At 55.2% G+C, this 19,564-nt stretch carries 16 protein-coding genes; 8 read left to right on the top strand and 8 right to left on the bottom strand.

Annotated elements, in window-relative coordinates; translation table 11 throughout:
* Positions 1-22: 22 nt before the first annotated feature.
* The gene (gene dsbG / locus KW829_RS00655; protein WP_010431282.1) at positions 23-799 is read left to right on the top strand and encodes a thiol:disulfide interchange protein DsbG; all 777 of its coding nucleotides are present in this window, start codon (positions 23-25) and stop codon (positions 797-799) included.
* A gap of 44 nt (positions 800-843) precedes the next feature.
* Here dsbG and KW829_RS00650 read toward each other — a convergent pair whose 3' ends face one another.
* The 3 genes from KW829_RS00650 to KW829_RS00640 all read right to left on the bottom strand — a co-directional run bounded on the left by KW829_RS00650 (position 844) and on the right by KW829_RS00640 (position 4,040).
* Positions 844-2,136: a glycoside hydrolase family 10 protein gene (locus KW829_RS00650; RefSeq protein ID WP_029485083.1), complete on the bottom strand. Its 1,293-nt coding sequence runs from the start codon at positions 2,134-2,136 to the stop codon at positions 844-846.
* A gap of 7 nt (positions 2,137-2,143) precedes the next feature.
* The gene (locus KW829_RS00645) at positions 2,144-2,431 is read right to left on the bottom strand and encodes a VF530 family DNA-binding protein (RefSeq protein ID WP_010431276.1); all 288 of its coding nucleotides are present in this window, start codon (positions 2,429-2,431) and stop codon (positions 2,144-2,146) included.
* Between the two features lie 121 nt (positions 2,432-2,552).
* Positions 2,553-4,040, bottom strand: coding sequence for a UbiD family decarboxylase (locus tag KW829_RS00640; RefSeq protein WP_010431274.1), 1,488 nt, complete (start codon positions 4,038-4,040; stop codon positions 2,553-2,555).
* Positions 4,041-4,151: 111 nt separating this feature from the next.
* On the opposite strand from KW829_RS00640, the gene KW829_RS00635 reads away from it, so the two are divergent.
* On the top strand, positions 4,152-5,036 hold the full coding sequence (locus KW829_RS00635; RefSeq protein WP_010431272.1) for a LysR substrate-binding domain-containing protein: 885 nt from the start codon (positions 4,152-4,154) through the stop codon (positions 5,034-5,036).
* Here the strand turns inward: KW829_RS00635 and KW829_RS00630 are convergent.
* Both KW829_RS00630 and KW829_RS00625 read right to left on the bottom strand, forming a co-directional pair.
* Positions 5,027-5,938, bottom strand: a complete 912-nt coding sequence (locus KW829_RS00630; protein WP_029485082.1) for a LysR family transcriptional regulator — start codon at positions 5,936-5,938, stop codon at positions 5,027-5,029. The two genes, KW829_RS00635 and KW829_RS00630, sit on opposite strands and share 10 nt — an antisense overlap.
* A gap of 1 nt (position 5,939) precedes the next feature.
* Positions 5,940-6,926 (bottom strand): MBL fold metallo-hydrolase, encoded by a 987-nt coding sequence (locus KW829_RS00625; protein WP_010431269.1) that lies wholly within the window; start codon positions 6,924-6,926, stop codon positions 5,940-5,942.
* A 251-nt stretch (positions 6,927-7,177) separates the two neighbouring features.
* On the opposite strand from KW829_RS00625, the gene KW829_RS00620 reads away from it, so the two are divergent.
* From KW829_RS00620 to KW829_RS00610, 3 genes are all read left to right on the top strand, one after another.
* Positions 7,178-8,185, top strand: a complete 1,008-nt coding sequence (locus KW829_RS00620; protein WP_218307391.1) for a LacI family DNA-binding transcriptional regulator — start codon at positions 7,178-7,180, stop codon at positions 8,183-8,185.
* Between the two features lie 98 nt (positions 8,186-8,283).
* Entirely contained in the window at positions 8,284-9,672 is a 1,389-nt protein-coding gene (locus KW829_RS00615) for a glycoside-pentoside-hexuronide (GPH):cation symporter (RefSeq protein ID WP_010431267.1), read from the top strand.
* A 43-nt stretch (positions 9,673-9,715) separates the two neighbouring features.
* The gene (locus tag KW829_RS00610) at positions 9,716-11,092 is read left to right on the top strand and encodes a NosD domain-containing protein (RefSeq protein WP_010431265.1); all 1,377 of its coding nucleotides are present in this window, start codon (positions 9,716-9,718) and stop codon (positions 11,090-11,092) included.
* Between the two features lie 97 nt (positions 11,093-11,189).
* Here KW829_RS00610 and KW829_RS00605 read toward each other — a convergent pair whose 3' ends face one another.
* Together KW829_RS00605 and KW829_RS00600 are read right to left on the bottom strand one after the other, a co-directional pair.
* On the bottom strand, positions 11,190-11,936 hold the full coding sequence (locus tag KW829_RS00605) for a 5'-nucleotidase, lipoprotein e(P4) family (protein ID WP_218307390.1): 747 nt from the start codon (positions 11,934-11,936) through the stop codon (positions 11,190-11,192).
* Positions 11,937-12,013: 77 nt separating this feature from the next.
* The gene (locus KW829_RS00600) at positions 12,014-12,541 is read right to left on the bottom strand and encodes a GNAT family N-acetyltransferase (protein ID WP_063142750.1); all 528 of its coding nucleotides are present in this window, start codon (positions 12,539-12,541) and stop codon (positions 12,014-12,016) included.
* Positions 12,542-12,672: 131 nt separating this feature from the next.
* Between KW829_RS00600 and treZ the strand changes: the two genes are divergently transcribed.
* Genes treZ through glgX form a run of 3 tightly spaced genes read left to right on the top strand, consistent with a single transcriptional unit; the run spans position 12,673 to position 19,016 of the window.
* The gene (gene treZ, locus KW829_RS00595) at positions 12,673-14,460 is read left to right on the top strand and encodes a malto-oligosyltrehalose trehalohydrolase (RefSeq protein WP_218307389.1); all 1,788 of its coding nucleotides are present in this window, start codon (positions 12,673-12,675) and stop codon (positions 14,458-14,460) included.
* Positions 14,457-16,925 (top strand): malto-oligosyltrehalose synthase, encoded by a 2,469-nt coding sequence (gene treY / locus KW829_RS00590; protein WP_218307388.1) that lies wholly within the window; start codon positions 14,457-14,459, stop codon positions 16,923-16,925. The genes treZ and treY overlap by 4 nt, the downstream gene beginning before the upstream one ends.
* A gap of 15 nt (positions 16,926-16,940) precedes the next feature.
* Complete coding sequence (glgX, locus tag KW829_RS00585; protein WP_218307387.1) at positions 16,941-19,016, top strand: glycogen debranching protein GlgX; 2,076 nt, start codon at positions 16,941-16,943, stop codon at positions 19,014-19,016.
* Position 19,017: 1 nt separating this feature from the next.
* Here glgX and KW829_RS00580 read toward each other — a convergent pair whose 3' ends face one another.
* Positions 19,018-19,563 carry a winged helix DNA-binding protein gene (locus KW829_RS00580; RefSeq protein ID WP_218307386.1) on the bottom strand — a complete coding sequence of 182 codons (546 nt, stop codon included), beginning with the start codon at positions 19,561-19,563 and terminating at the stop codon, positions 19,018-19,020.
* Position 19,564 lies beyond the last annotated feature (1 nt).

Here is a 19,564-nt window from a genome sequence, read left to right as displayed (position 1 = left end):
ACAATATGTTAGAGGGATCGTTATGCTTCAACTGCCTGCAAAGAAAAAAGTGCTGTTACTTGCTGCTCTCATGGTTTCTGGGGGGCTCAAAGCGGAAGAGACGCTGCCTGATGCCGTGAAGAACTTCAGTGAGCAGCAGGATATCAAGATCCTCAAGAAGATTGACGCCCCGGGCGGCGCACCTGCCTGGCTGGGACAATACCAGGACATGGGCGTCACCCTTTTCTTAACCCCTGACGGAAAACACGTGGTTTCGGGGTATCTGTATGATGATAAGGGAAAAAATCTCAGTGAGGCCTATTTCCAGAAAGAGATCTACGCGCCGATGGGGCGTGAAATGTGGAAAAAGCTCAATGCCGCGCATCCGCTGAAAGAGGGGGCTGACGCTGCGCCGCGTAAAGTCTTCGTCTTTGCCGATCCGTTCTGCCCGTACTGCAAACAGTTCTGGTCCGAAGCGCAGCCGTGGGTGAAGGCGGGCAAGGTTCAGCTGAACACGCTGCTGGTTGCGTTTCTCAACCCCAACAGCGGGCGTAACGCCTCAGCCATTCTGAATGCGAAAGATCCAGTCTCGGCCTGGAAAGAGTACGAGCTTTCGGGGGGGGGAAAATTGCCTAAACCAGACGCTGCGGCGACGCGTGAAACCGTCGAGATCCTGCAGAAGCATCAGGCATTAATGGACAGTCTGGGGGGGAATGCCACTCCGGCGATTTATTATCTGAATGAAGAAAACGAACTTCAGCAGGTAATGGGACTGCCGAACGAGAAACAGCTGGTAGAGATGTTCGGGCCGAAACCCTGATCGGCGCGGGCAGAAACGGCGTGTTCCTGCCTGCGTTTATCCTCTCAGCTACCCCAGCGCCCACGGAGATAGCTTACCGCGTCCTGTGTTTGCGGCTGGTTGAGATAGTCTTCGCGGAACAGGATGGTGCCATTCACGTTGGGCAGTGAATCGTTCAAATCGAGCTGTTTCTTCAGCTCAGGCACGCCGCCGTTAACCGTCCAGTCGGGCTCATTTTTAGAGGGTGCCCCCACTTTGTAAAACGCGATGCCGATGTAAAGGCGGGTATGGGTCGGTTTCACCACGTCAGCCCACCATTTGGTCAGAACATCATAGCGCGCGGCGTCACGGGCGAAGGGCCAGTAGATCTGCGGCGCGATATAATCCAGCAACCCCTGTTGAACCCATTTACGGGTGTCGGCGTAGGATTCATCATACGCGGCAGCACCGCGCGTGTCAGAGCCTGCCGGATCAAAGGAGCGGTTGCGCCAGACACCCGCCGGGCTCACACCAAACTCAACGTTGGGTTTTGCCTGTTTAATTGCACGGGAGACCTGCACGATCAATTCTTGCGTATTGTGACGTCGCCAGTCTGCTTTTGAGGCAAATCCCTCGCCATATCGCCTGTAGGTATAGGCATCATTCAGGGTCGACCCGGGCGTTTCTGTGTAGAAATAGTCGTCGAATTGCACGCCGTCTATCGCATATTGCCTCACTACTTCTGTTACAACCTGGGTTATCCAGTCACGCACCTCCGGAATGCCTGGATCGAGGACGAAACGATCGCCTGAGGTACGGATCCATTCCGGGTGCTGTACGTAAATGCTGGAAGGGTGCAGTGACGTTGTCCGGTTTAACGCGGCAATGGTTGAGGGTTTGGTGTTCGTGGATACGCGGTATGGATTGAACCAGGCGTGGACTTTCATGCCGCGCTTGTGGGCCTCATCCAGCATAAACTGGAGCGGATCGTAGCCCGGATATTCTCCAATGGTTCCCGTCAGGGTATCCGACCAGGGCAGGATTTTAGATGACCACAGCGCCGTGCTATCCGGCTTCACCTGAAAAAATACGGTGTTGATCCCGAGGCTTTTCAGCTTATCGAGTTTGTCCGTCAGCGCCTGCTTCTGCATCGCGATACGCTGGTCAGCGCTGCGGCCATTCACGGATGCCAACGGCGGCCAGTCGAGACGAGAGACGGTCGCCAGCCAGATCCCGCGCATCGGCGCGTTTGCCTGCTGCGTCGGTTTGCTCACGGTCGGGAGAGGGGTAACCAGTGATTTGGGTGGTGTTGAGGAGCAACTCACAAGTAAAAGCGCGCAGGCAGCCAGCGCACCAATCCGTTTTACGTGTCGCGTCATTTGCGTTTTAGCTCTTGATAATCCGACTGTTAGCCCAGGGATTAAAGGCGGGCTCCGCCTGTTCTGTGCTTACCTCATCGTTGAGGGAATCCAGATACAGGGCTTCGACTTCTGCGCGCGCCCACGGGGTACGGCGCAGAAATTTCAGGCTCGATTTAACGCTGGGATCTTTTCTGAAACAGTTAATTTTGATTCGGTCGCCCAACTCGCTCCAGCCATATTTCGCCACCAGGGCGTTGACCATCATCTCCAGCGTTACGCCATGTAAAGGATCGTTAGAAATGTGTGCAGTCATAGGCGTCCGGATATCTCAATGTTTATGGGAGAAGGGTTTCCGGTGAAAGGGTACAAGAAAGCAGGGGAAGCGGCAATTTAAGCGTGAGGTTCTTCACCCCTGAGGGGTGAAGAAAAAGCGTTTATTTTTTATCTTTAAACAGCTCCGGCGCCCACGGACGCGGATCCACCTCCATAAAGGGCGCGCGCTCGAAGCGATCCTTCAGCGCCCACGGCACCGTGCAGTCGAAGATTGTCTTGCAGGAAATGCCGTTTCCGCGAATTGAGTTGCTGTAGTCCGGCGACTGCGACGGATCCAGCTGGTGGCCGCGGATCCCCGGTATATTCGTGATGCTCACATCTCCCTGCATGCGGGTGGTCATCGCCCACAGAATGTCGTCGCTGTCGAAAATATCCACGTCTTCGTCGACAAGAATAATGTTTTTCAGCTCCGAATAGGTGGCTAAGGCAATGAGCGCCGCCTGGCCCTGTCGTCCTTCGTCTGATGGCTGGCGTTTTTTCACCTGCAATATCCCGAGGAACTTACCGCCGCCCGCGGTATGCGCATAGACGTTTTGCAGGAAGCCCGGGATCGCCTCCTCAACGGCATTACGGATGCTGGCCTCCGTTGGCAAACCGGCCAGCGTGGTATGTTCTTCTCCGGGTCCCACCAGCGTTTGCAGGATTGCGTGATGACGCATGGTCACCGCTTTCACTTTGATCACAGGCAGGGAGGGGTTCGCCTCACCGCAGTAGCCTGGGAACTCCGGCATCGCGTGGCCGGTATTGGTGTGCTGATCTTCCCTTACGCGCACGCCTGGAAGCAGTTCGCCTTCGATGATGATTTCTGCCCGCGCAATGGCTTTCTCTTTCACCGCCACGCCCTGCACCAGTTCGACCGGCTGCTGGCGCAGCGCCCCGGCGACGCCCAGCTCGTTGTAGCCAAACGGCGTGGTGGGGGCCTCAAAGCACGCGCCGATATAGATGGCGGGATCGAGCCCCATGTTGATCGTCACCGGCAGCGGTTTTCCGGCATCTTCCGCCTTTTTACGGAAGACTTCGATATGCCGACCGGCGGCGAGGAACATGGAAAGCTCGTCGCGCTCCTGGACACAGAGACGGTGGATGGTGACATCCGTGACCGAGCTATCTTCAGGATCGCTTGCCAGCACCAGTCCCAGACAGAAGAATGGTCCCGCATCGATTGGCGTGTTTGTCGGTGCCGGAAGCAGTTTGCGCAGGTCGAAATCAGGGTCGTCTGCGTAGAAGACCTGCTCCTGACAGGGCGCCTGCGAGGCCGGGACGACAACGGGTGCCACGGGCTTTTTCACCGCCTGCCCGACGTGTTTTGCCAGTTCAGAAGGCTCGCAGCCCAGAAGGAGCGCCGCGCGATCGCGGCTGGCGTGCATGCCCACCAGAATGCGGGAACCCGGATAGCCCTTCACGCTGTTGAACATCATGGCCGGGCCCGTACGGGTCGGACGTTTTACCGTACCGCCCGCGCCGATATGACGATAGACCCCCGCCAGTTCCGCGTTGGGATCGACCGGATAATCGGTTTCAAGAAACTGCCCTTCGTGGCGCTGAAGCAGGGCGATGGCGCTGCGGAGATCGTTGATCGGGTTTTCCATATTTTCCTCCCTCGTTTGAATACCTCCATTCTTATGGCAATGACCAATAGCATCAATTGCATCATTACTGCTAAATTGATAAGTAAACTCATATCAAAAAGGAGGCGTCCCGTGCAGTTTCGTCAGATGCGCCATTTCATCGTTGTTGCCGAAGAGCTCCACATGCACCGGGCCGCCGAGCGTCTGAACATGGCGCAACCGGCGCTGAGTCAGCAGATAAAGGCGCTGGAGGATCGTTTAGGCGTCACGCTCTTTAGCCGGGCGAACCGCCGCTTGACCCTGACTCCCGCTGGTGAAGCGTTTCTGGTGAAAGCCAGACTCGCCATCTCCCTGACCGAGCAGGCGGTTCTGGACGCCAGGCAAACGGCAAGGGGCGAGCTGGGGGTGTTAAACCTTGGGTGCGTGTCGAGCGCGATGTTCGACGGCAGGCTGCCCGCCGCGCTGCGCCAGATGCATACGCGCTGGCCGGACATCACCATGTCGCTGGTGACGGGAAATGTGCAAACGCTCTACGCGGCCGTGCAGAGCAATCAGCTGGATGTGGCCATCATACGGGCTCCCTTGCCCACGCTGCCTGACGATCTGCAGAGCCGACCGTTCACCGCCGAGAAAACGGTGCTGGCGCTGTATCGTCAGCATCCGCTGGCGGGCTCATCCGCGCTGACGCTCGCCTCCGTTAAAGATGAAAAGTGGATCTCCCTGCGCGACCCGGAGGGAATGGGGCTGGAACAATACTTTTACGACGCCTGCAGCGGAGCGGGTTTTCAGCCGAACGTGGTACAAAACGCGACCGACGTGCCCACCGTGATAAGCCTGGTCTCGGCGGGGTTTGGGCTGGCGCTGCTGCCCGCCTCGGCAAAGGCGGTGAGCGTCGAGAACGTTGTTTACGTGGACATCCTCGACCGGCTCCGGGAGAGCGAGCTGACGCTGGTTTGCCACCGGATTATTCGCTCAGAGGTGCTTAAAAAGTTTCTGGTTACCCTCGATCACACCTGACGTCCGGCGGCCAGCAGCAGCTGCCCGCGCAGCCAGGTATTCGCCGGATCATGGCTGTTTTTCGGGTGCCAGTACATGTTGATGGTAATCGGCTGGAGCGGCAGCGGCGGCGCGAAGAGATCCAGCGTGCTGGCAAACAGTTTGAGCATCCGCTCCGGCAGGGTGCACACCAGGTCGGTACCGGTCACAAGCGCAGGCGCCACGGCGTAGCTCTGTGTCGACATGGCGACGTGCCGCTGGTAGCCCAGCCCTGCGAGGGTTTGATCGACAAAGCCGGTGAACGGATCCCCCGCCGAAGACACTACCAGATGAGAAAGGGCGCAGTAGCTTTCCAGATCTAACGGTCCTGTCCCGCGCGGATGGCCTTTGCGCTGCGCGGTGGCAAACGCGTCGTCGATGAGTTTGCGTCTTACCCAGCCGTCATGGGCGCCCGCGCTCACGCCAATGTAGATATCCACATCGCCATTTTCAAGCTGCTGCGGCAGTTCAGCCATCACAGGCAGGGCGAAGCGCAGGCGAACGCCGGGGGCAGCGGTGCCTACCTGGTTAAGCAGCCCGGTGCCCAGCATCAGCGCCGGGTTTTCATGCAGCGCGATAACAAAGGTCCGGCTGCTGGTTTGCGCCTCGAACGCGGTGGGGGCAAACATCGCGCTGATGCCGCGCAGCACGCTCTCCACCTGCGGCCTGAGGGCTTCCGCTCTCGGCGTGGGTAACACCCCGCGTCCATGCGGGGAGGGAATAAACAGCGGTTCGCCAAAGAGCGAACGCAGGCGCGCGAGACGGGCGGACATCGCCGGCTGGCTGATGCCCAGCCGCGCGGCCGCATGGGTGATGTTCCTGTCCTGAAGCAGGGCGTCCAGGGTCAGGAGCAGGTCTATGTCCATCTCAGATACCCGCGTCATCTTATTTCGCGCCGCTGGCGTCCCGGTTGGTATAGGTTACCGGTACCCAGGCATAGCCGCCGTTTTCGCCTTTGGTCACATAGCCGATACCCGGGAAAGGCAGATGGGGTGCGGCCACAAGATCTTTATTTTTCACAAAGTCCGCAAACGCGTGTTGGCGCACGCCTGCCGCTTTGTCCTGATCTTCATCGTAAGTGATGGTCACGTCAGGCTGCGGGAACTGGACCGCCGCGGCGTGAATAATGTCGCCCACAAAGGTGATCTTCTCGCCTTTGCTTTCCAGGGTATAAAACGCCGAACCCGGCGTATGGCCTGGATGAACCGTGCCGGTAATACCCGGCAGAAGTTCAGAGGTGCCGCTAAACGGCACGACCTTGCCGGCGTCCAGATAGGGCTTTAAGGTCTTCTGCGCGACGGTAAAGTAGTTCTTGCCGTAGCCGGTTTTTTTCTGGTTGTCGTCGTTAAAGAAAAAGTCGATGTCCGGTTTGCCCACGAAAACGCGCGCGTTGCTGAACACCGCCTTGCCGTCTTTCACCAGGCCGCCAGAATGGTCGGAGTGGGCGTGAGTCAGCAGGACTTCAGTAATATCCTGCGGCTTAATTCCCTGCGTGGCGAGGCTCTCAATCAGACGTCCGCCGTTGCCGGGGCCGAAGAGCTGGCCTGAGCCGGTATCCACCAGAATTTTATGTCCGGGCATCGCAATCAGGAAGGCGTTGATGGATACCTCAGCCGGGTTGGTCTGGAAATTTTTCGCCAGCAGCGCATCAATGTTTTGCGGTGTTGTCCGGCGCAGCAGTTTGTGCAGATCCTGCGCGACGCTCCCGTCGGTAAACGAGGTGACAAGCACATCGCCGACCTGAACGCTGTATCCGCCTGCCGGTTGTTTGACGACGTGCTGAGGTGTCTGTGCCGACGCCTGCAGCGCAGGGTAGAAAAGCAATGAACTGGAAATCAGCGTGGACAGAGCAAGTTTTTTCACGGTAAGCATACAAGTCTCCTTTGAAAGCGCTCATCTTACTTCTCCGTAAAATTATAAGAACCTGCCTAATAATGATAGGACCTATAAACGGGATGGATAGGTCCAGCGGACAAAGGCGGCTAACGTTTCGCAACGCTTATGGAAAAATGAGAGCGTGAACCGGAATTCATGTAACGAAACAACATGTGAACTGGCTTACATTTTAGACCTTTATCACACTTTATAGTGACGTCACTGTTTAGAGGGTGCGTTTCAACACTATGGCTTCCATTAAAGATGTCGCAAAAAAAGCTGGCGTATCAACAGCTACCGTCTCGCGGGTGCTGAACAATCATCCCAGCGTGGTGCCCGAAACGCGTCGGGCGGTACATGATGCGATGGATTACCTGTGTTATGTACCCCATAAAAGCGCGATTCAACTGAGCGGTAAATGCTCAGGCCTGATTGCCGTCGTGCTGCCGAATCTGGTCAACCCACATTTCTGCGAACTGCTGGCAACGTTTGAGGAAGAGGCGCGATACATTGGCAAAACGGTGATCGTTAAAACGCACCAGAACCAGCCGCAGCAGGATAAACAGATCGTTCATACCCTGATCGGGATGGGAATTGACAGCCTGCTGTGGGTTCCGACGGAAGCGGAAGCTGAGCTTGCACAGTGGCTTACCGCAACACACATTCCGGTGGCCGTGGTGACGCAGGTTTCCCGTTTTTTTAACTCGGTGTCAATCGATCAGAGCAAAGGCGCGGAAAAGATTGCGGAACATTTTATCCAGACCGGACATACCGCATTAGGTTTTATTGCTCAGGAGGGCGTAGACAATCGAAAAGTATCCGCCTGGAGTAAAAAAATCACCAGTCACGGAATAGCACTTAATCCACTGAACCAGTTCTGGATAGCAAAAGGTGAGGGTGAAAAAATATCGGGCCATATCAGTATTCTTGACGACATTATAGAAAAGCTAGCCAGTCGAAAAACGGTATGCACGGGCCTGATGATCTATAACGACGTCGCTGCCAGCTATATTATTGACGGACTGAATGCTAAGGGTTTATGCATTCCACAGGACATTGCCATCGTCAGTTTCGATAATACGATGCTGGCGCAGACCAGGAAAATGACCAGCATCGCACAGCCGATAAGTGAAATTGCGCATCTGGCATTCCAGATGGTTAATAATAATAAACAGGAAAGCATCGAAATGGTCGAAATCGACTCTCGCCTGATTATCCGTGAGAGCAGCATCAGCCTTAATATCACTACGCTTTAAGTATTTATTAATCAAATGCAACTGAAGTTGGGTAATATTTCCCTGGCTTCACAGGGTAAACCTTGCTTTGTATTCATTATCACTGTTTAAGGATATATATGACGGCCGCAGATAAACACAGCGCTTATGAAAAATTGAGTCTGAAAGAAAAAATCGGCTACGGTATGGGCGATGCTGGGTCATGTATGATCTGGAGCGTGCTGGCGCTATATTTGACCTGGTTTTATACCGACGTGTACGGCCTTGATGCCGGTATTGTTGGGACTCTTTTTCTGGTCATCCGTATTTTCGACGCCTTCAGCGACCCCGTCATGGGCGCAATTTGCGATCGTACCCGAACCCGCTGGGGTAAGTTCCGGCCGTGGCTGCTGTGGATGGCCGTACCGTTTGGTCTGGGCGCAGTGTTGATGTTCACAACGCCAGACCTGAGCATGAACGGGAAAATTATTTATGCATGGGTTACCTATCTGGTTATGTCTTTAATTTATACAGCAATTAATATCCCGTACTGTTCGGTTGCTGGCGTTATTACGCTTAATCAGAAAGAGCGTCTGGGCTGTCTCTCATGGCGTTTCTTCCTGAATGGTCTCGCCACGCTGATTGTGTCCTCCTCCATTTTGCCGTTAACCGACTGGCTGGGAGACGGTAATCGGGCATCTGGCTTTCAATTGACCATGATGATTATGGGGGGAGCCGCCACATTAATGTTCTTGTTCTGCTTCTCCAGTATAAAAGAGCGCGTGGTCTCGATTAAAACCAATGACTCCTTAAGAAAGGATCTTAACGACATTATTAAAAATGACCAATGGCTGCTGATGATCACCATTACCTTCCTGAACGTTTTTCCAGCATTCATTCGGGGGGCGGTAACCATCTATTATGCTACCTATGTGATGCAAGCCTCCGTCGGGTTTATCACCTTCTTTATGGCTCTCGGCGTGGCCTGCAATATGCTGGGCAGCGTCATTGCTAAACCGCTGACCGATCGTTTTGATAAAGTTAAGCTCTTTCGCATCATTAATATTATTCTCGGCATACTTTCCTTTGCCCTGTGGTTTGTCGACCCACATTCACTGACGCTGCTGCTGACGCTGTTTATCGTCATTAATATTCTGCACCTGATTCAGTCCGGGCCGATTTTGTGGGCAATGATGTCCGATGTTGACGATTACGGTGACTGGAAGTTTGGTAAACGGCTGACGGGTATTTCTTTTGCCGGAAATCTCTTCATGCTGAAAATGGGTCTGGCTGTCGCCGGTGCTATTGTCGCGTGGATACTGTCCTGGACCGGTTATGTTGCGAATCAGGCGCAGCAAAATCCGCAGACCCTCCAGGGAATTATTATGATGTTTTCGCTATTGCCGATGGTGAGCTATTTCTTTAGCGCGTGGATAGTGCGCTATTTCAAACTCAACCAAACGTTCCTTGAGAAAATTAAAGTCGATCTCGCTAAACGTGAATTAGAAGCTAACTCTACTTACGCGTAGTTATAAGCCTGCTTAATATTAATAGACCAGAAGGATTTTATACATGTCGAGTAATAATTTTTACGATGTCACTGAGTGGACCACGGGTAATCCGTATAATGACATTGGTGAAGTGATTAATAGCATTATCGCAGATATTAAGAGCCGGCAAACAAACGCCGATGTGAATGAAGGGGGGAAACCCGGTGCGGTGATTTATATCCCACCCGGCGATTATCATCTTTTGACGCAGGTTGTCATTGATATAAGTTATTTAAAAATCATGGGTTCCGGGCATGGTTTTACCTCTTCCAGTATCCGCTTTAATACGCCAGTAAGCGACTGGCCAAACTGGCATGAATTATGGCCGGGCGGCAGCCGTATTCTGGTGGATATGTCACCTCAAGAGGGAGGCGAAGAATCAGCCGGAGCCGCATTCTATGTCGCACGCAGCGGTGACCCGCGAATAAGCTCGGTCGAATTTGCTGACTTCTGCATTGATGGTTTGCACTTTGATGACGACGGTTCTGGAAGCAATGACCCGGAGAACAGCTACCTTAACGGTAAGACCGGCATTTACATTGCCAGCGCGCAAGACTCCTTTCGCATCAGCGGCATGGGGCTGGTCTACCTTGAGCACGGCGTGACGATTTACAATGCCGATGCCCTGGCTATCCATAACAACTTCATCGCGGAATGTGGTAACTGCATTGAGCTACGTGGATCCGGTCAGGCTTCAAAAATCACCGATAATATGATTGGCGCAGGCTACAGAGGTTACTCTGTTTACGCTGAAGACTTCGGCGGCCTTTTAATTACCGCCAACAATATATTCCCGCGCGGAAAAAGCAGCGTGCATTTCTCCGGGGTGGTTCGCTCCTCAATAAGCAGTAACCGATTCCATTCCTTTTACCCAGGCATGCTGGTCATTGAAGAAGGCAGCGCTGAAAACCTGGTATCGTCAAACCATTTCTTCCGCGAGCGTGAACCCTGGGGGCCGATGCAGGGCTACAATAACGGGTTAGATGATTTATATGGCCTGCTGTATATCAGTGGTGATAATAATTCCGTCATTGCCAACCATATTTCCGAGACTATTGATACGCAATATATAACCCCGCCCGATGCTACTCCGGTCATTATTCGGGTGGTGTCCGGTAAAGGAAATTATATTTCTGATAATCATATTGTTGCCACAACCGAAACCACTGTTGAAGCGGCAGCGGCAGATGCCAGCGCGTGTTTCGCTACGCAGGTGAATGCGTTACTGGCGACTGAGGGTCTTGAAGCGCTGACAGTAACAACCGTCCAGATTGAAGCGGCATCGGTACAAAATACTGTGCTGGATTCAGGCACTGACGCTCAGGTAGTGATGGATAAAACCGCGAATGCCTTCAGAGCGACACCCACGCCTATGTGCAAGATATTGATGAATATTTAGCATCCCAGAGGATGTGAGTATCGCCCGGCGGCGCTACGCTTGCACGGGCCTACATTCTGGACGTAGACCGGGTAAGCGCAGCGCCACCCGGCAAAATTCATGGTTTCCAGCTGTCCGGCGTGGCTTGCGACCAGGATCCATAAGCGGCGTTAGGTAGCACAATCCAGTCATCGCCGAAGTGCGCTTTGCTGGCTTCAACCAGCTCACGCTGCTGCTCGCTCGGCTTTTTGTTTTTAAACTGCACGGCGAAATCCGGCAGGCTGTCGCCAAACAGCATCACGATCTGCTGCTTTTTGAGGATGCTCTGGCGACGCTCTTCCTTGCTGACCGTATCCAGAAGCACGTTTTCATCGGATACCTGCGGAAGCCCCAGGGCTTTTAACGTCCTGAGCGTATCGGCTTTATTTTCCTGCATGCGGTCCGAGACATAATAGATACGGACATTGCTTTGATTCACATGGTCAAGAAACGCCTTCGCGCCAGGAATCAAGCCGGGTTTTCCCTGTTTCTCCCAGTCGCTCCAGGTGTCCCATTTTGTATAGTCGTGACACTGTTCCGTGTCGCGCACCAGCAGAGGGGTGTTATCCAGTACCGTTTCATCAAGATCCATTACCACGGCGTAATTTTCAGGCGTTTTAAGGTCTTTTACCTTTTCGTTGAAACGCTCGGTGGCAAACCGATACGTCTGCAGCTGAAGAGCCATAATCTCTGCCGATTTCTGCTGATAGCGCAGCGCCATTTCGTACGCTTTGGGTTCACACAGGTCGCGCTCAGCGGCCGTCGCCGCTGCCGTTGCACTCAAAATAGGTAATGCCAGCAGTAATGCCTTAGCCATTGAATTCACACTTCTTTCCTCAACACCGTGGTTAAAATCCCGAAAGCGTAATGAAATCTAATGACAGAAATATGAAGGCTGCGTTGCTACACCAGCATGTAATACCAGAACAGGGCGACTTCGTCTTTTTCCGGTAAGGCGTTGTAGAGAAAACGATCGTATCCGCCAAGAGTAAACCCGTAGTTACGGTAAAACAGACAGGCAGAGACGTTCACATTTTGTGTTTCAAGCCGTAATCCCGGCGCGTTTACGCTGCGGGCCCATACGTGGGCGGCGGCCATTAATTTTTGCGCAGCGCCGGTTCTGCGTTTTGTTCGCTCAACGGCAATATAATCCACTGAGATAAACTTATTCCAGCCGATTGACGCAGTAATAAATCCGGCTATTTCACCGTCATCCGTTTCGGCGATAAGAAATATGGCGTCCGGGTTTACGCAGTGGTTTTCAAGGGTTTGGATGTCGAGCTCGTAGGTTTTAATCCAGGGCTCGGTGACGGCTTCAATATGCAAATCACAGTGGATAAAGGGCTCTCGCGCAATATGGCTAATGGTGAAAGAAAAGTCACAGCATTCAAGACGTACAAGGTCAGTATTTAATCCTTTTCGAATCTGCATAGTATTCCCTGTGGTGAGTTATTTCATAAAGAATAGACGAAGCGGTTAAATCCGCTGAGCTAACACACTTTTCATCCTGAACTAAGCTTGTACTTCGTTTCGCGTAAAATGCGGTCATTCGAGGACAAGGAATGGAATTCAGAACATGTCAAAGGCACTGGGGTGCTGAGTATATTTCCGATGACGTTGTCCGCTTTCGCGTCTGGGCTGAAGGACAAAAAAATCTCACGCTGCGTCTTAATGATAACGACATTCCGATGGTTACCAGCGGCAATGGCTGGTTCCAGGCTGACGTTCCGGGCATCAGGCATGGCGCAGAGTATCAGTTTGTTTTACAGGACGGCATGACCGTTCCTGACCCTGCATCACGCGCTCAGAAAGGGGACGTCAACGGACCGTCAGTTGTTATCGATCATCGCCGGTTTGCGCACGTTAACCGTGACTGGAAGGGGCGTCAGTGGGAAGAGACGGTCATTTACGAACTGCACATGGGGACCTTTACCCCGGAGGGAACCTTCCGGGCTGCTATCGACAAGCTGCCGTATCTGGCAGAGCTCGGAATTACCCAGCTTGAAGTGATGCCCGTCTCTCAGTTTGGCGGATCCCGCGGGTGGGGCTATGACGGCGTGCTGCTGTACGCTCCGCACGCCGCCTACGGTACGCCGGAGGATTTTCACGCGTTTATCGACGCCGCGCACGGGCTGGGGCTTTCGGTGGTTCTGGATATTGTGCTCAACCACTTCGGCCCGGAAGGGAATTATCTGCCCTTGCTGTCGCCCGCGTTTTTCGATGCGGATCGGATGACGCCGTGGGGCAACGGCATCGCTTACGAGCGCGAGCCGGTTAGGCAGTACATCACCGATGCACCTCTTTACTGGCTGACGGAATATCGTCTGGATGGCCTACGGTTTGATGCCATCGATCAGATAAAAGACACCTCGGATACGCATATCCTTGAGGAGATAGCCGAAAAGATCCGCGAAGCGATCCCGCACCGTCACGTTCACCTGACCACGGAAGACAGCCGCAACGTGATTTTCCTGCATCCGCGAGATGAACAGGGAAATACGCCACTGTTCACCGCCGAGTGGAATGATGACTTCCACAATGCAGCCCACGTGTTTGCCACCGGCGAGACGCACGCCTACTACCAGGATTTTGCCTTTGAACCGGAGAAAAAGTTCGCCCGGGCGCTGGCGGAAGGCTTTGTCTACCAGGGCGAGGTTTCTCTGCAAACCGGTCAATCGCGCGGCGTGGAGTGCCACACCCAGCCGCCACCGTTCTTCGTCGATTTTATTCAAAACCACGATCAGACCGGGAATCGCGCCCAGGGGGAGCGGCTCATCACGCTGGCGGGCGCGGAAAAGACCCGCGTGCTGCTGGCGACGCTGCTTCTTTCACCCCATATCCCGCTGCTGTTTATGGGCGAGGAGTTCGGTGAAACCCATCCGTTTCTGTTCTTCACCGATTTCCATGGCGAGTTGGCAAAAGCCGTGCGGGAAGGGCGTGCGAAGGAGTTTACCGGCCATGCCGGGCACGATGAAACCGTCCCCGATCCTAACGATCTGAACACGTTTGTTCGCTCAACACTCGACTGGGATAAGCCGTCGCAGGAGGAGGGAAAATCATGGCTGCGCTTTACCCGAAGCCTGCTTACGCTGCGACATCGTCATATCGTCCCGCTGCTGCGCCAGGGCGGAACCGTTGAGGGCAAGATCCTGCACACGGCGCACGGCAGGGTCGCGGTGAGCTGGCAGTTCCCGCAGGGGACGCTGTCGCTGGCGCTGAATATTGGCAAAAAACCTGCCCCAATGCCCGAACTGGCCGGAGAAACCCTCTTTAGCTGGCCGGAGACGGGAGACATTTTGACGCCGAACAGTATTGTCGTTCGCTTTGCTGATGGAGAAGCCGCGTTATGATCCCTTCCGCCACGTACCGCATACAGTTTCGCAATGGCATGACGTTTGACCGGGTGGTTGCTCTGATCCCGTATTTGCGCGATCTCGGCATTAGCCATCTCTATGCGTCACCTGTTTTTACCGCGACAACGGATTCCACCCACGGCTATGACGTCACCGATCCCAACGAAATTGACCCCGCGATAGGCGGGCGAGACGGTTTTAACCGCATGGCCGCGGCGCTCGGGCAGGCTGGCATGGGGCTGATACTGGATATTGTCCCTAACCATATGTCGACCTCGCTGGAAAACCGCTGGTGGCGAGACGTGATTGAGCACGGCAAACAGAGCCGCTACGCGCGTTATTTCGATATCGACTGGTCGCGACCGCTGACGCTGCCGTTTCTTGGCGATACCTTTGAAGCCGAACTGGAGAAGGATGCCATTAGGCTTCATCGTGACAGTGTCACGAATAAGGCCGCACTGGTCTATTACGACACGGCCTATCCGCTTAACCCGGGTACCTGGGACGAGAACAAAAGCATCGCCGAACTGCACGAGGCACAGAGCTGGCGGCTGATGTCATGGCGCGAAGCGCCAAAGCAGCTTTCGTGGCGACGCTTTTTTGAGATAACCGGGCTGGTCGGCGTTCGGGTTGAAGACGAACAGGTTTTTCACGACACGCACCGCCTGATCCTCGAGCTGGTTCACGACGGGACCGTTGACGGCCTGCGCATTGACCATATTGACGGGCTTGCGGATCCGCTGGGGTATCTGCAGCGCCTGCGCCAGGCCACCGGGCCAGACTGTTACATCACGGTGGAAAAAATCCTCGCGAAAGGAGAACAACTCCCGGCCGAGTGGCCCGTGTCCGGCACGACGGGGTATGAGTTCATCGCCTCGCTGGCGGAGGTGTTGGTGGATGACAATAGCCTGGAGCGTCTGGAGAAAGTCCATAACGAGACGCTGGGCGTTACGGTCGATCGGCAAAACGCGCTGCGGGATGCCAAAGGGCTGATGACCGACCGCAACTTCGAGGGGGAATTCACCACGCTCCTCAACCTCGCCCGCGATTTGGCTCAGCACAACGGCGTTGAGATACAGACGGATGATATTCACCATGCGTTACGCGAACTGCTTATCGCCTTTCCGGTTTACCGCACCTACGGGACGGCGGAGGGGTTAACGCCTTCTGACGTTACGCTGTTGAGCCGCGTTGTCGCCAGTGTGAACGCTTCAGAACCCGCGCTAAGCCTGATCGTGCGGATTCTGACCGGCGATCTGCCGGTGGGTGACCGCGATGCGGCCACCCTGTTCCGGACCCGTTTCCAGCAGTTGACCGGGCCGCTGATGGCGAAGTCTGTGGAAGACACGCTGTTCTTTCGCCACAACCTTGAGCTTGCGCTTAATGAAGTGGGAGCCGACCCGACGCCGCGCGCCTTCTCGCTGTCGCGTTTCCATCAGGAGATGCGCATCCGTCTTGCCCGTCAGCCCGACGCGCTGCTGGGCACCTCGACGCACGACACCAAGCGCGGGGAGGATGCCCGGGCGCGCCTGTACACGCTGACCGAAGCGCCCGAGCAGTGGGGCGAAAATATGGCCCGCTGGCGGCAGATGAACCAGACGCACGTGCGTTTCCTTAACGACGGCACCGCGCCGAACGCCGCTGATACCTGGATGATTTATCAGGCGCTGGCTGGCGTCTGGCCTGCCACGCTCTCACCCGACGACCGGGACGGGCTGCAAACCCTTGAAGCGCGTTTCCTCGGTTTTATTGAAAAAGCGCTGCGCGAGGCCAAGCAGCGAACCGACTGGATCGACAGTAACGAGAGCTACGAAAACGTGGTGATGGACTATGTTCGTCATCTGCTGTCGCCCGACAACACGCTGTTCCTGCATGATTTCAGTGAAACCTTACAGCCGTTTGTTCGCGCAGGCCTGATGAACAGCCTGAGTCAGACTGTGATTAAACTTACCGCGCCCGGCGTACCGGACATCTATCAGGGCAGCGAAGCGCTCAACTTTAGCCTGGTTGACCCGGATAACCGACGCGAACCGGACTTCGCCACGCTGGTGCAAAACCTCAGTACGTCGAACCTCAGGGTATTTAACGACGAACAATGCTGGCGGGACGGACGCGTGAAGCAGTATGTCACTGCCACGCTGCTGCGGCTGCGTCCGCACTACCCGGCGCTGTTCCGCTACGGCGACTGGCTGCCGCTTAAAGTGACCGGTGAACGCGAGGAGCATCTGATTGTGTATGCGCGCGTGAAGGACGACGAGGCGCTGATTGTTGCTGTGCCGCGCCTGGTTTTCACTGTCACCGGGAACGAAAAACTGTGGGTCAATACCTCGGTAGACATACCCGAAGAGCTGGTCGGGAAGCGCTATCGCGATGTGTTCAGCGGTGAAAGCCGCGTTCTGCAAGAGACGCTGGATCTAACGTCAGAAAAGGGATGTGTATTGGTTCTGCTTACCTGCGAATAATCGTGGAGAACGAAAATGGCAAAGGATAACAGGTTTGAAATTCGGGCCGGTCACGGCCAGCAGTTGGGCGCAAACTACGACGGAAAAGGCGTGAACTTTGCGCTCTTCTCCGCGCACGCAGAGCGGGTGGAGCTCTGTCTGTTTGACCCGTCCGGGAAAACGGAAATTGCCCGGCTGGAGCTCCCGGAATATACCCATGAAGTCTGGCACGGCTACGTGCCCGATCTTAAGCCCGGCGCGCTGTACGGCTATCGCGTCTATGGTCCTTATGACCCGGAAAACGGCCACCGCTTCAACCCGCATAAGCTGCTTATCGACCCGTACGCGCGTGAACTGGTGGGCGATATCGACTGGAACGACGCCCATTTTGGCTATGAGCTTGGGCATGATGAACTTGATCTCAGTTTTGATACTCGCGACAGCGCGCCGTTCACGCCCAAATGCAAGGTTATCGATCCGGACGCCTTCGACTGGCAGGACAACAACCGGCCGGACGTGCCCTGGCCGCATACCGTTGTCTACGAGAGCCACGTGAAAGGCTTTACCCAGATGAACCCGGCCATTCCGCCCCAACTGCGCGGGACGTTTGAGGGGATGGGACACAAAGCCTCGGTCGATTACATCAAGAGTCTTGGCATCACCTCGGTTGAGCTGCTCCCGGTTCACTGGTTCCCGGACGATCAGCATCTGCTTGACCGCGGGCTGAAAAACTTCTGGGGCTATAACACGCTGGGCTTTTTCGCTCCGGCGTCGCGCTACTACGGCCCGGCGGGGATCCAAGGTTTCCGCGACATGGTGCGCGCTTATCACGATGCGGGTATCGAGGTGATCCTCGACGTGGTGTATAACCACACGGCGGAAGGTAACGAGCTTGGGCCAACGCTCTCGTTTAAGGGTATTGATAACTACAGCTATTACCGCACGCTGCCGGACCAGCACCGGTATTACATTAACGACACCGGGACGGGAAACACGGTCAACACCTCGCACCCGCGGGTGCTGCAGATGGTGATGGATTCCCTGCGCTACTGGGCGGAATCGATGCATATTGACGGTTTTCGCTTTGACTTAGGGACCATCCTTGGCCGCGAGCCGGAAGGGTTTGATCCGCGTGGCGGTTTTTTTGACGCGGTCACCCAGGATCCGGTGCTCTCTAAGCTTAAGCTTATCGGCGAACCCTGGGATATCGGTCCCGGCGGCTATCAGGTCGGCGGTTTCCCGCCGGGCTGGGGCGAGTGGAACGACAAATACCGCGACACCGCCCGCGAATACTGGAAGGGGGATAACGTCTCAACCGATTTTGCCGCGCGTCTGCTGGGCTCCGGCGATCTCTACGATCTGCGCGGTCGTCGTCCGTGGGCCAGCGTTAACTTCATCACCGCTCACGACGGCTTTACCCTGAACGACCTGGTGTCGTACAACGAGAAGCACAACGCCGACAACGGAGAAGATAATAACGACGGGCATAACGATAATCGCTCGTACAACTATGGCGAAGAGGGGCCGACGGAGAACCCGGATATTATTGTCACGCGCGAGCGGCAGAAGCGTAATTTCCTGACCACACTGCTGTTCTCCCACGGCACGCCGATGCTGCTGGCGGGTGATGAGTTTGGCCGCACGCAGAAGGGCAATAACAACGGCTACTGCCAGGACAGCGAGATCTCGTGGATAGACTGGAAGGGGCTATCCGAAAACGACGAAGCGCTGCGCGACTTTACCCGCCGTCTTATTGCCCTGCGCGCTTCACAGCCGTTACTGCGCCGTGAAAGCTGGCGCGACGGGCTGGAGATCCGCTGGTTTAATGCCGGAGGCGGGCCGCAGCAGGAGGAACAGTGGGATGAGGGCTCGACGCTCGGGGTCTCCATCAGCAGGCCGGATCTCAAGCAGGAGGACGGCATCTGGCACGATGTGCTGATGTTATTTAACCCGTTTGAAGGCCCGGTTCCGTTCCAGATCCCGCAGTTTGGGGAAGGTGGATGGGTGCTCGAACTGTCTACGGCTGAAGATACTGCCACCGGAACGGTTATCACCCAGGCCGTAGATTACGAACTGGCCGGACGCAGTATCTCGCTTTTCAGACGTCCTTAACTCACAGCGATGCCGCCGCCCGCGCGGCGGTATCATACAGAGAGGAGATCGTGCGCAGCAGCTGCGCGGTTTCCCCGATAGACGTTCCTGAAATACCGCTCTCTCCATGAATGTTAATCAGGCAGGCTTCCCGCACGTCGCGGTACTTCATGCATAAGGCTTTGCCTTCCTCCGTGGTTGAGAAAAAGAGCTCCTTGCCCGCTTTCTCACTCGTCACATAGCCCGCTTTCATCAGTTTCTTTAGCGCATAGGTCACCACGTGCGTGTCCTCCACGTTCAGGACAAAGCAGATATCGGCCAATTTTTTCTTGCGGTTGCGATGATTCACATGATGCAGCAGCGACACGTCAAACGCCCCCATATCCGGCTCACCGGCAGCCGTCATGCAGCGCACCATCCATTTGTTAAACGCGTTGCTGGTCATGATCAGCGCGTATTCCAGCTCCGATAGCTCCGCACAGCGTTCCGACACCAGGTGGCGAGAGGAGACGATGCGGCCATCCGTAATATCGTCGTGGTTTGAGGCAACACTCTTTTTTGAGGTCATA

It is taken from the genome of Enterobacter sp. ENT02 (assembly GCF_019219165.1).
Classification (GTDB): domain Bacteria; phylum Pseudomonadota; class Gammaproteobacteria; order Enterobacterales; family Enterobacteriaceae; genus Enterobacter; species Enterobacter mori.
The sequence above is the reverse complement of the archived record's forward strand: the minus strand, read 5'-3'. Positions and strand labels throughout refer to the sequence as shown.

Excerpts from the sequence above, each read along its gene's own strand:
- dsbG (WP_010431282.1), top strand. The coding sequence starts at position 23 with ATGCTTCAACTGCCTGCAAAGAAAAAAGTGCTGTTACTTGCTGCTCTC.
- KW829_RS00650 (WP_029485083.1), bottom strand. The coding sequence starts at position 2,136 with ATGACGCGACACGTAAAACGGATTGGTGCGCTGGCTGCCTGCGCGCTT.
- KW829_RS00645 (WP_010431276.1), bottom strand. The coding sequence starts at position 2,431 with ATGACTGCACACATTTCTAACGATCCTTTACATGGCGTAACGCTGGAG.
- KW829_RS00640 (WP_010431274.1), bottom strand. The coding sequence starts at position 4,040 with ATGGAAAACCCGATCAACGATCTCCGCAGCGCCATCGCCCTGCTTCAG.
- KW829_RS00630 (WP_029485082.1), bottom strand. The coding sequence starts at position 5,938 with ATGACGCGGGTATCTGAGATGGACATAGACCTGCTCCTGACCCTGGAC.
- KW829_RS00625 (WP_010431269.1), bottom strand. The coding sequence starts at position 6,926 with ATGCTTACCGTGAAAAAACTTGCTCTGTCCACGCTGATTTCCAGTTCA.
- KW829_RS00620 (WP_218307391.1), top strand. The coding sequence starts at position 7,178 with ATGGCTTCCATTAAAGATGTCGCAAAAAAAGCTGGCGTATCAACAGCT.
- KW829_RS00615 (WP_010431267.1), top strand. The coding sequence starts at position 8,284 with ATGACGGCCGCAGATAAACACAGCGCTTATGAAAAATTGAGTCTGAAA.
- KW829_RS00610 (WP_010431265.1), top strand. The coding sequence starts at position 9,716 with ATGTCGAGTAATAATTTTTACGATGTCACTGAGTGGACCACGGGTAAT.
- KW829_RS00600 (WP_063142750.1), bottom strand. The coding sequence starts at position 12,541 with ATGCAGATTCGAAAAGGATTAAATACTGACCTTGTACGTCTTGAATGC.
- treZ (WP_218307389.1), top strand. The coding sequence starts at position 12,673 with ATGGAATTCAGAACATGTCAAAGGCACTGGGGTGCTGAGTATATTTCC.
- treY (WP_218307388.1), top strand. The coding sequence starts at position 14,457 with ATGATCCCTTCCGCCACGTACCGCATACAGTTTCGCAATGGCATGACG.
- glgX (WP_218307387.1), top strand. The coding sequence starts at position 16,941 with ATGGCAAAGGATAACAGGTTTGAAATTCGGGCCGGTCACGGCCAGCAG.
- KW829_RS00580 (WP_218307386.1), bottom strand. The coding sequence starts at position 19,563 with ATGACCTCAAAAAAGAGTGTTGCCTCAAACCACGACGATATTACGGAT.